Raw genomic sequence first — 11,180 nt, 5'->3', positions numbered from 1 at the left:
GCGAAGGTCATCTTGGTGCCGGGCGCGAAGGCCTTGGGGCTGGTCAGCCAGTCGCTGAGGCTGTGCCAGTCCCAGTTGCCGCCCTTCTTGGCGAGCGCGTCGGAGAAGGCGAAGCCGCCCTTGCCCTGCCCGATCGGCTCGCCGAGCACGCCCCACAGATTGGGACCGGTCATGTTGGGACCGCCCTTGTCGGCGTTATGGCAGGCGGCGCACTTCTTGAACACGTCGCCACCCTTCGTCGCGTCGGCGGTAGCGAGGTAGGATTCGATCGGCTTCTCCGCAGCGCCGCCGCCTGGACCCGCTTCCTCGACGCCCTCAATGGGGTAGCCCATTTTTTCAGGCCGCTCGCTGCGCATCGCTTCGCCCGCGACGATCGACGTTCCAAGGGCGATGATCCCGGCGAACAAGACCCAGCCGGCGATGGTGTTGAAGCGGTCTTCCATGAAGTTCCCCTGGCGCCCCTGGAACCGGGACGAAACGGATTTGCGCCGTCTCTTACGGGCGAGTCCCGGCTTCTTCAAGCGGCGGCGCGGGGCTCGGTGGCGGCATCGAGCGCAAGCTCGGCAGCCCGGCGATAGAGCGTCGGAAGGCCGGCCTCCGCAAGCTGATCGAGCGGCTGCCACCAGCCGTCGCCCTCCGGCGCGGCGCGGCGCTCGATTCGGAGCTCGAGCGTGAAATGGGTGAAGACATGGCAGACTGTGCCGAGCGAACCGGCAGGAGATTGCGGCCGGTCGGTCCAGCCGCTTCCCGGCAGCGCGGCCATGCCGCCGAGCATGCCCTTGTCCGGACGGCGCACCAGCCACACGGCACCGCCTCGCTCGATCCACCAAGCTGTGCCGTGGCGAACCGGGCGGGCCAGCCTGGCCTTGCGGGCCGGGAACGCCTCCGGCGTTCCCAGCGCGCGGCCGGCGCAGTCGTCGGCGAGGGGGCAGGCGAAGCATTGCGGCGCCTTTGGCCGGCAGATGGTCGCGCCGAGGTCCATCATCGCCTGCGCGAAGTCGCCCGGGCGTTCGGACGGGATCATTGCCGCGACGATATCCGCGACTTTTCGCATGGTGGGGTCGGAGAGGGCATGCAGCCTCGCCACCACGCGGCGGACGTTGGTATCGACGACCGCGACCGGCTCGCCGAACGCGATCGCGGCGATCGCCGCCGCCGTGTAGTCGCCGAGGCCGGGAAGGGTCAGAAGCTCCGCGGCGGTCTTGGGGAAGACGCCGCGCCGGACGATCTCGCGGGCGCAAGCGATGAGGTTGCGGGCGCGGGCATAATAACCAAGGCCGGCCCATTCGGCGAAGACGTCGGCATCGGGCGCGGCGGCGAGCGAATCAGTCGTCGGCCAGCGCGCGACGAACCGCTCGAAACGCGGCGCCACGGCGGCGACGGTGGTCTGCTGGAGCATCACTTCGCTCAGCAAGACGCGATAGGGATCGGGCGGCGGCTCGCCCGGGGCGGAGCGCCAGGGCAGCCGGCGGAAGTTATCCACATAATGTTGAAGGAGTCGCGCTGCGGCGTTGGCGGTCACGGGGGTGCTATGCCATGCTGACCACCGATGGCGAAGGGAAAGGTTAGCGAGCAAGCAGAGCGGAGCTGCCGGCCGCGTTCGGCGGGCGAGCTCGTCGGCGACGTCGGCGGCCAGTCGTTCCGCAAGTTCGGCTTCGTCCAGAGTGCGATCGTCAGCCGCTGGAGCGAGATCGTCGGCGAGCGCTACGGCAAGGTGTCCTCCCCCGAATCGATCCGCTTCCCGGCCGGCCGCAAGTCGAGCGGAGCGCTGACCCTTCTGGTCGAGGGTGCCCATGCGCCGCTCATTCAGCACCTTGCGCCGATGATCATCGAGCGGGTCAACCGCTTCTTCGGCTATGCGGCGATCGACCGCATCGTCTTCAAGCAGGGGCGCGCGCCCAAGCCCGACCGGCTGCCGCAGCGGCCGCAGCTCGCGCCGGTGCCGGCGGAGATCGGTGAGGGCCTTCGCGAGATCGCCGATCCGGGGCTGCGCGCTTGCCTGGAGTCGCTTGCGGGGAGAATTGCCGCTACGGCCGGTCCGCCGTCGCTGCCGAGCAGCGGCGGCGAAACCTTTCCGGCCGATATTCGGAGCAAGACGAAGCAATGACGATCCGCGTTTTCCTCGCCAGCGCAGCCGCTGTCCTGGCCCTCGCCGGCTGCAACAAGGGCGGCAACCAGAACCTCGACGTAGCCGCCGGGAACGACACCAGCACCGTGACTGTCACACAGGCCAACCCGCCGCCCGGCGGCACTTGGGCCGACGTCGTCAACGCGACCTCCGACGGCTATATGATGGGCAATCCCAACGCGAAGGTGAAGCTGGTCGAGATCGGATCCCTGTCCTGCCCGCACTGCCGCCTGTTCGAACAGGAAGGCTCGCCCATCCTCGTCGACAAATATGTGAAGACCGGTCAGGTCAGCTGGGAATTCCGGCCCTACGTCATTCACGGCGCGATTGACGTTGCCGCCAACCTGATCGCGCGCTGCAACGGGGTGAAGACCTTCTTTCCGATGTCGAAGGCGATGTACGCGGACCAGCCGACCTGGATGGGCAAGTATGAGGCCGCGCCGCAGGACAAGGTGCAGCAGATTCAGAACCTGCCGACCAACCAGATCTTCGTCCAGATGGCGAGCCTCATGGGGCTTCAGGACTGGGCGGCGGCGCGGGGTCTCCCCCAGGCCAAGAGCAACCAGTGCCTCAGCGACCAGAAGATGATCGAGCATGAGGTTCAGGCCAGCGCCAACGTCAACAACGACTATCCGGATTTCCAGGGCACGCCGGCCTTCGTGATCAACGGGACGATGGCGAAGGATGTGGCCGGCTGGGACAAGCTCCTGCCGCTGATCCAGGCCGCGGTGAAGTGAGGTCGGCCGCGCTTGGGCTGACGGCGGTCGCGGCGCTGCTCGCCAGCGGCCCAGCGGCCGCGGCCCCCTCGCGCGATTGGTCGCATATGGTGGCCGAGACGCCCGACGGCGGATTCCGGGTCGGCAATCCTGCGGCGAAGGTCAGGCTGGTCGAATATGGATCGCTCGCCTGCCCGCATTGCCGTCACTTCGAGGAAACGGGCTACAAGCCGCTGATCGCCAACTACGTCCGCACGGGCCGCGTCAGCTACGAGTTCCGCAATCTGTTGATCAGCGCGCCTGACGTATCGGCGACGCTCCTGACGCGCTGTGCCGGGGCGGCCAAATTCTTCCCGATGGCTGAGGTCGTCTTCGCGACGCAGCCGGACTGGGAGAAGAGGATCGCGGACTTGAGCGACGCGGACAAGGCCGCGATCGACGCGATGCCCAACCAGCAGCAGATCCTTCGGCTGGCATCGGTCACCGGCCTCGTGGCGGTCGCCGCCCGGTTCGGAGTGACGCCGGCCCGGGCCCGGCAATGCCTGATCGATGCCAAGGCGCTTCAGCACCTGCTCGACGTCGACAAGGCGGCGAACGACCACGGGGTCACGCACACGCCGACCTTCATCATCAACGGCAAGGTCAGCGAGGCCGCGACCTGGGATGACCTGGAACCGGAGATCAAGTCGGCGGTCGGCGGATAGCGGGCGGCGCGGGGGGATCGATTGCGCATCCGGAGGCTCAAGCTCAGCGGCTTCAAGAGCTTCGTCGAGCCGACGGAGCTGCGCATCGAGTCTGGCCTGACCGGAGTCGTTGGGCCCAACGGCTGCGGTAAGTCGAATCTCCTGGAAGCCATCCGCTGGGTCATGGGGGAATCGAGCCCCAAGTCCCTGCGCGGCGGCGGCATGGAGGACGTGATCTTCGCCGGCACCCTCAGCCGGCCGCCGCGTGACTTCGCCGAGGTCTCGATCCTGCTCGACCGCATGAGCAGCGGCGAGGGCTCCGAAACCGGCGAAAGCGAAGTCACCCGCCGGATCGAGCGAAGCGCCGGCTCTGCCTACCGGATCGACGGACGGGACGTCCGGGCCAAGGACGTCGGCCTGCTGTTTGCCGATGCCGCGACGGGCGCTCATTCGCCGGCACTTGTGAGCCAGGGCAAGATCAGCTCGATCATCGCCGCCAAGCCAGTCGAACGGCGACAGCTGCTCGAGGAAGCGGCCGGAATCTCCGGGCTTCACGCGCGGCGCAAGGATGCCGAGCAGAAGCTGCGCGCCACCGAGGCCAACCTCGTGCGGCTGAGCGAGATCCTGTCGGATCAGGAGCAGCGGGCTGCGGCGCTGCGGCGGCAGGCGCGGGCGGCGGAGCGCTACCGCAGGTTGAGCGACCAGATCCGGCTGGTCGAAGGCCGGCTGCTGCACGCGCGCTGGAGCGAGGCCGAGGCCGGCTCGCAGGCGGCGCACGAGGATGCCCGAGCCGCCCAGGAGGAGGTCGCGGCCGTCCAGCAGGCAATGGTCGAAGCCCAGGCGGCGCAGGAGGCGGCTGCGGCCGCCTTGGCCGAGCGCCGCATCGCGCTGGCCGAGCTCCGGGAGTCGGCCCAGGCGCTCGCGCACGAGCTGGCGACGGCGCGGGCGCGGCGGGACACGGTCGGCCGGAGGCTCGCCGAGCTTGACCGGCTCGACGCGTCGCTCAAGGCCGACATCGAGCGCGAGGCTGCGCTGCGCGGCGATGCCGAAGCGGCGCTGGCCGGGCTCGATGAGGAGCGGTCGGCGATCGAGCAGAGGCTTGCCGATGCCGAAGGGTTGGCGGCGCGAATTGCAAACGAGCTGGGCGGCCTGGAAGCCGCGTCGCGGGACGCGGAGGCGGCGCTCGCCGAACTGCTTGCGCGCCAGGCGGCAATGCGCGCGGAGCGGCGGGTCGCGGAAGCCGCGCTGGACGCGGCGAGGGCGCAGCTCGGCAGGACCGAACAGGAATGCGACCGGCTCGCGCAGCAGGCCGGGACGCTGAGCGATGGCTCAGAGCATCAGCGTGAGCGCGACGAGGCGGATCGGCGGGCGACCGCTGCCTCGGCCGCGCTCGATGCGGCGGAGTCCGCGCGGGCCGACGCCGAGCAGGCAAGGACTATTGCGGCCGAGGCGCGCGACGCCGAGGAGAGCCAGCTGGCTGCGGCGCGCGCGTCGCTGTCGGCGGCTCGTTCGGAGCATGACGCGCTTGCCCGCGCGCTCGATCACGGCGGTGGATCGGCAATCGCGAGCCTCAAGGCGGCCCGCGGCTACGAGCGGGCGCTTGCGGCTGCGCTCGGCGAGGATGCGGAGGCGGCGATCGGCGGCGACGGGCCTCGGCGCTGGCAGGGCAGCGAGAGTGCCGCGGGAGACCCTGCGCTCCCCACGGGAAGTGAATGCCTTGCCGACCATGTCAGCGCGCCGACGGAGTTGCAGCGGCGGCTGCGGCAGGTCGCGGTCGCCGACGAGGACATGGGGCAGGCACTGGCAGTCGGCCAGCGGCTGGTGACAAGGAATGGCAGGCTGCGACGTTGGGACGGGTTCGTTGCGGTTGGGTCGGGGGCTGCGGCAGCCGAGCGGCTGCTGCGGGTCAATCGCCTGGCCGAGCTCGCCGCCGGGTTGCCGTCGCTCGATGCCGCAGCCGTCAAGGCCCAGGCCGCGCGTGACGCGACCATCGCGGAAATGCAACGCTTGCGCCTGGTGATGGACGAGGCGCGCTCGGCCGCCACCGCCGCCGAGAAGGAGGCGCGCGAAGCGGGACGGGCGTCGGATGCGGCATCGACGGCGCTCGATCGCATCGCGGCCCAGCGGACGGCTCTGGAGCAGCGCTTAGCCGACCTCGAGCCAGTGCGGAGCGCGGCGATCGAATCCGTTGCGGCGGCAGCGCAGTCCCTTGCGACGCTCCCAGACCCGGCCGCGCTGGAAAGCGATCTCGAAACCGCCCGAAGGGTTGCGGCCTCGGCCGCCGCGGCGGTCGCCGATAAAAGGGCGGAAGCGGCGACGCGGGCGCGCGAGACCGGCGCTGCTCGCGAGCGCTTCGCCGCGGCCGGTCGCGAGCAGGCGGAGTGGCGTCGACGCCTTGCCGATGCCGATCGTCGGCTTGCGGATGGCGAGGAGCGACAACGGCAACAGGCGAGCGAGCGCGCTGGCCTCGCCTTGGAGCCGCCCTTGCTCGATTCCCGCATCAGCGAGCTCGAACGCGTCAACAGCGACAGCCAGGTGAAGGTTGGCGAGGCCTCGACTGCCGAGCAGGATGCCGAGCGTGCGGTGGCCGCTGCCGCTGTCGCCGTCACTGGCGTCAACGAACGGTCGGCCGGCGCCCGCGAGCGCCGCGCCGCCGCGCTTGCCCGGGCCGAGGCGCAGCAGGAGCGCAGCACCGAGCTCGCCCGCGCCTGCGTCGAACGCTTCGAATGCGTCCCGCAGCGCGTTCCCGAACGGCTCGGCTTCGATCCTGCCGAGGTGCGCGAGGCTGTGGAGGAATCGGCGACGCTCGAACGGCTGACCGGCGAGCGTGAGCGGATCGGGCCGGTCAATCTCGTTGCCGAAAGCGAGCTTGCAGAGCTCGACGCCGACCGCACCCGGGGCGCGGCGGAAGCTGAGGAACTGACCCAGGCGATCCACCGCCTGCGCGGCTCGATCGGCAGCCTCAACCGCGAGGGGCGGGTCCGGCTGCTCGACGCCTATTCACAAGTCGACGGTCATTTCCGTCGGCTGTTCACCACCCTCTTTGAAGGTGGCCAGGCGCACCTCGAGCTTGTCGAAAGCGACGATCCGCTCGAGGTCGGGCTGGAGATCATGGCGCAGCCCCCCGGCAAGCGCCTCTCGACGCTGACACTGCTGTCGGGCGGCGAGCAGGCGCTGACCGCGGTCGCGCTGATCTTCGCGTTGTTCCTGACCAATCCGGCGCCGATCTGCGTCCTCGACGAGGTCGACGCGCCGCTGGACGACGCCAATGTCGAGCGGTTTTGCGAGCTGCTTCAGAAGATGACGCAGGAAACGGACACTCGCTACCTGATCGTCAGTCACAATGCAGTGACGATGAGCCGTATGGACCGGCTCTACGGCGTGACGATGATCGAGAAAGGCGTGAGCCGGCTGGTCTCGGTCGACCTCGGTGGCGCGGAGACTCTGCTCGCGGCGGAATAAAATCCGATAAGCCGAACCGAGCCGCGGCCTCGTGTCCCAGCGAGCGTCGGCGACAGCCGTTAGGCGGCCAATTCCGCGGCGCGCTCCTTGATGCGCTTGAGGTCGCGGACGAAGAGTGCGCGCTCTTCATGGCGGCGATCTTCTTCCGGGATTCGCAGCAGGAAGCTCGGGTGGACGGTGATCCAGCACTCGCCGCCGTCTGGCAGCGTCTGCGGCTCGCCGCGCACCTTGCTGATGGTGACGACCTTGTCGAACAGCGAGCGTGCGGCTGTCGCGCCAAGGGCCACCGTGACCGGTGGGCGGATCAGGTCGCGCTCCTGCCCGATCCACCACCGGCAGGCCTCGATCTCGCCTGCGCCGGGCTTGCTGTGGATCCGCTTCTTGCCGCGCTGCTCGAACTTGAAATGCTTTACGGCATTGGTGACATAGACCGTCGAGCGATCGATTCCGGCTTTCTCGAGGGCCGCGTCGAACAGCTGGCCGGCTGGCCCCACGAACGGGCGGCCGGCGATGTCCTCCTGGTCGCCCGGCTGCTCACCGACGAACATGATCGACGCGTCGAGCGGGCCTTCGCCGAACACAGTCTGCGTTGCATGCCTGTAGAGGTCGCAGCGGGTGCACTTGCGCGCATCCTTGAGCAGCGCTTCCCACGACGCGCGGAGGTTGCCGCCGGGCTCGACCCGCCGCTCGGCTTCGAGCGCGTGCTTCAGCCCGTCCTTGACCGCGGATGCATCGATCATATCGATCTCCCGTTGCCGAGCGCCGGCAATCAGCGGCTGAACGAGCGAGGTCTCCGGCATGTTGCGCCAGTATTTCTTCGGCATCTCCTTCAGCATCGCGCCGACCTTGAGGCGCGCTGGGTTGAAGATGGACGCGTAATAGGTTCGCCACGTCTCCTCGAGCGGATCGCCGGCTGGCGCGTCGGCCCGGGCCGCGCCGGGTCCTTCGCTCAGCGTCGCCCCGTCCCAGTGAATCGACAGCTCCGGCGTCAGGATCGACCAGCGCATGGCGGTGAACCGGTTGACGAAGAAGTTCGCGGCGCGACGGACGATATGGTGCTCGGGCTCGAAGAAGGCGACGAAGCGGGCGCCATCGGGTGCTTCGATTTCCCGGAAACGGACAAAGGCATGCATCTTGTGGATGTCCCGGCGGACAGCCTTGGCGAGGTCCTGCAATCGGCGGACGAGCGGATCGGCGGCATCGTCGAGCGCCTGCCTGTTCGACTTCAGCCGCAGCAGCATCGCGTAAAGCAGCGCGAAGCGTTCCGGGTCGGAATGGCAGACGACGGCTTGCGCAAGTTCGACGAAGGCCCGCGGAACGGGAAAGCTCGGCGCAGCCGGCTGCATCGTGGCCGTTCCGAACAGGTCGGCTTCGCCACCTTCGACCTGCCAGACGACCGCGCTCGCGGGAACACCTGCTTCGGCGAGGTCGCGCGCGGCATCGCGCCAGCCGTCGAAGTCGTCTGGCGCGGGGAGCGTCACCCGATGCGCGTCGATCATTGGCCCGTCGCGTAGCATCAGCAACGGCCGGGCTGCTGCATCACATCGACATCGGGTCTGGCCCGACGCGAGTCCCGCGATCGAGCGTGGCGATCTGCCGCATGTCGTCATCGTCGAGACGGAAGTTGAACACGTCGAGGTTTTCACGCAGGCGCCCCTCGCTCGACGCCTTGGGGATCACGATCAGCCCGCGCTCGATGTGCCAGCGGATGATCACTTGCGCGACCGTCTTGCCGTGCTTGCTCGCGATCGTCGCAAGCAGCGGATCATCGAGCAGTGCCCCGCGGCCGAGCGGCGACCAGCTGGTGGTGCTGATCCCGTTCTCCTCGTGGAAGGCGACGAGTTCGTTCTGCTGCAGCGCCGGATGAAGCTCGACCTGGTTGGTGACGGGCACGACGCCGGTCTCGCCGATGATCCGCTTAAGATGCTCGATCGTGAAGTTGGAGACGCCGATGGAGCGGACGCGGCCTTCGTCGCGCAGCTCGATCAGCGTGCGCCAGCTGTCCAGGTAGAGATCCTGCGACGGGACCGGCCAGTGGATGAGATAGAGGTCGATCGCGTCCAGCCCGAGCTCCTTGTGGCTGCGCTCGAAAGCGGCACGCGCCTTGTCGCGGCCCTGGTCGCCGTTCCACAGCTTGGTCGTCACGAACACGGTCTCGCCCGACGCTCGGACTGCCCGGCCCACGCCCGCCTCGTTGCGGTAGAAAGCGGCGGTGTCGATCGCGCGATAGCCGACTTGGATCCCGGTCTCGACGAGCCGCTCGGCGTCCTCCGGAGGCACGAGGAACACTCCCTGGCCGACCTGCGGAATCGACTTGCCGTCGTTGAGCCTGATCGAGGTCTGCTCCTCGACCGCCCGGCTCCAGATCACTGTTTCATCGCTCATCGTCGCTCGCTCCAGCCTAAGGGTCTGAAGCCTGAACTCGCGAGGCGTCGTCCCGCACCGTCTCAGGCAGCGAAAAGTTCGAGCTGCTCGACGGGCGGCGCGATCCTCGCCTGCAGGTCGGCACGGTCGGTGAGCAAGGTCGGGCGCCAGTCCGCGGTGCTGATGAACGGCCGCACCTTGGTCAGCGACAGCGTCAGCCGGGCGACGTCGTCGAGCCTAAGCTTCCGCCACCTGCGGGACGCGACGATCCGGTCGACCGCTTTCACGCCGAGTCCCGGCACGCGCAACAGCATCTCGCGCGGCGCCTGGTTGACGTCGACCGGGAAGCATTCGCGAAACTTCAATGCCCAAGCGAGCTTCGGGTCGATGTCGAGCGGCAGCATGCCATCGGCGCCGGCTGCGCTTTGGACTTCCTTCGGCGCAAAACCGTAGAAGCGCATCAGCCAGTCCGACTGATAGAGCCGGTGTTCGCGCATCAGCGGTGGGCGCTTGAGAGGCAGGACGGCGCTTGCGTCCGGGATGGGCGAAAAGGCCGAATAATAAACGCGGCGAAGCCCGAAGCGGTCATAAAGCCCGCTCGCCTTGCCGACGATATCCGCGTCGCTGGCAGCGTCCGCACCGACGATCATCTGTGTCGACTGGCCCGCCGGCGCGAATCTTGGCGCCGACTTAAACCGCTTCGAGTCGTCGCCCGCCTCGGCGATCGAAGCCTTCATGTCGCCCATCGCGCCTTCGATCTGGCCGGCGTCCTTTTCGGGCGCCAACGCGGTTAGGCCATCCCTCGTCGGCAGCTCGACGTTGATCGATACGCGATCGGCGTGAAGCCCCGCCTGTCGCACCAGTTCCGGATCGGCGTCGGGGATCGTCTTCAAATGGATGTAGCCGCGAAAGTCGTGATCTTCGCGCAGGCTCCGCGCGACCTCGACGATCTGCTCCATCGTGTAGTTCGACGAGCGGATGATCCCCGACGAAAGGAACAGTCCCTCGATATAGTTGCGCTTGTAGAAGGCTAGGGTCAGCCGCACGACCTCCTCCGCCGTGAATCGCGCGCGGCGGACGTTCGAGCTCTTGCGGTTGATGCAATAGGCGCAGTCGAAGATGCAGCTGTTGGTCAGCAAGATCTTCAGCAGCGAGATGCAGCGGCCGTCCGGAGCATAGGCGTGGCAAATGCCCATTCCTTCGGTCGAGCCAATGCCCTTGCCGCCGCGACTGTTGCGCTTCGACGTGCCTGACGAGGCGCAGGAGGCGTCGTACTTTGCCGCGTCGGCGAGGATCGCAAGCTTCGCCTGGACATCTAACTGGGCCATGCGTTCTATTTATGTTCCAACCAATCCGCTTGCAACACAATAGCTTGGCCGTGCCTCGGCCGGACCTGCCCGAAAGGCTGTATCCGGAACGTGACGCCCGGGGGTGGGTTGGTTGCGGAAGGCAGCAGGAGACCGGCAATGGCCGAGGACAACCAGGAAATCGAAGACAAGTTCTGGAGCGAGCTCAAGCACAGCCCGTTCGTCATGCTCGGCGTCGAGGGGACGCGCGACGGAGCGACCCAACCGATGACGGTCAATTTCGAGGATCAGGACCGCGAGGCCGGCGTGCTGTGGATCTTCACTGCGAAGGACCATGACCTGACCCGCGCCATGGGCCAGTCCAACCGGGCGATCGGTTCCTACGTCGCCAAGGGGCACGACCTGTTCGCGAGCCTTCGGGGAACGCTCAGGATCGACAATGACGTCGCGACTGTCGACCGCTTGTGGTCGCCCATCGTCGCCGAATGGTATGAGGGCAAGGATGACCCCAAGCTTGCGC

The 11,180-nt window shown here is 68.1% G+C and carries 10 protein-coding genes; 5 read left to right on the top strand and 5 right to left on the bottom strand.

What is annotated here, in order from left to right; genetic code table 11:
• The coding region (locus tag JOZ79_RS07740; protein WP_294072845.1) for a c-type cytochrome at nucleotides 1-443 on the bottom strand (443 nt) is incomplete at its 3' end.
• Between the two features lie 74 nt (nucleotides 444-517).
• A complete protein-coding gene (locus JOZ79_RS07735; RefSeq protein WP_294072842.1) occupies nucleotides 518-1,522 on the bottom strand; it encodes an A/G-specific adenine glycosylase in 1,005 nt (334 codons plus the stop codon).
• 27 nt (nucleotides 1,523-1,549) lie between these two features.
• Between JOZ79_RS07735 and JOZ79_RS07730 the strand changes: the two genes are divergently transcribed.
• The 4 genes from JOZ79_RS07730 to smc are packed head-to-tail and all read left to right on the top strand — an operon-like array spanning nucleotide 1,550 to nucleotide 6,989.
• The gene (locus JOZ79_RS07730) at nucleotides 1,550-2,107 is read left to right on the top strand and encodes a DciA family protein (RefSeq protein ID WP_294072839.1); all 558 of its coding nucleotides are present in this window, start codon (nucleotides 1,550-1,552) and stop codon (nucleotides 2,105-2,107) included.
• The gene (locus tag JOZ79_RS07725; protein WP_294072836.1) at nucleotides 2,104-2,865 is read left to right on the top strand and encodes a thioredoxin domain-containing protein; all 762 of its coding nucleotides are present in this window, start codon (nucleotides 2,104-2,106) and stop codon (nucleotides 2,863-2,865) included. The genes JOZ79_RS07730 and JOZ79_RS07725 overlap by 4 nt, the downstream gene beginning before the upstream one ends.
• Complete coding sequence (locus tag JOZ79_RS07720) at nucleotides 2,862-3,548, top strand: thioredoxin domain-containing protein (protein ID WP_294072833.1); 687 nt, start codon at nucleotides 2,862-2,864, stop codon at nucleotides 3,546-3,548. Before JOZ79_RS07725 ends, JOZ79_RS07720 begins: the two co-directional genes overlap by 4 nt.
• Before the next feature lie 21 nt (nucleotides 3,549-3,569).
• Nucleotides 3,570-6,989, top strand: a complete 3,420-nt coding sequence (smc, locus tag JOZ79_RS07715) for a chromosome segregation protein SMC (RefSeq protein WP_294072830.1) — start codon at nucleotides 3,570-3,572, stop codon at nucleotides 6,987-6,989.
• A 59-nt stretch (nucleotides 6,990-7,048) separates the two neighbouring features.
• Here the strand turns inward: smc and JOZ79_RS07710 are convergent, their stop codons facing one another.
• The 3 genes from JOZ79_RS07710 to JOZ79_RS07700 all read right to left on the bottom strand — a co-directional run bounded on the left by JOZ79_RS07710 (nucleotide 7,049) and on the right by JOZ79_RS07700 (nucleotide 10,681).
• A complete protein-coding gene (locus JOZ79_RS07710) occupies nucleotides 7,049-8,488 on the bottom strand; it encodes a UdgX family uracil-DNA binding protein (protein WP_294072827.1) in 1,440 nt (479 codons plus the stop codon).
• Nucleotides 8,489-8,528: 40 nt separating this feature from the next.
• Entirely contained in the window at nucleotides 8,529-9,374 is an 846-nt protein-coding gene (locus tag JOZ79_RS07705; RefSeq protein ID WP_294072825.1) for an aldo/keto reductase, read from the bottom strand.
• Nucleotides 9,375-9,436: 62 nt separating this feature from the next.
• Nucleotides 9,437-10,681 (bottom strand): putative DNA modification/repair radical SAM protein, encoded by a 1,245-nt coding sequence (locus tag JOZ79_RS07700; protein ID WP_294072823.1) that lies wholly within the window; start codon nucleotides 10,679-10,681, stop codon nucleotides 9,437-9,439.
• A gap of 138 nt (nucleotides 10,682-10,819) precedes the next feature.
• Here JOZ79_RS07700 and JOZ79_RS07695 point away from each other — a divergent pair.
• Nucleotides 10,820-11,180, top strand: a 361-nt coding sequence (locus JOZ79_RS07695; protein WP_294072820.1) for a pyridoxamine 5'-phosphate oxidase family protein, incomplete at its 3' end; no start/stop codon positions are given.

Source organism: Sphingomonas sp. (assembly GCF_019242355.1).
Taxonomy (GTDB): Bacteria; Pseudomonadota; Alphaproteobacteria; order Sphingomonadales; family Sphingomonadaceae; genus Sphingomicrobium.
The sequence above is the reverse complement of the archived record's forward strand: the minus strand, read 5'-3'. Positions and strand labels throughout refer to the sequence as shown.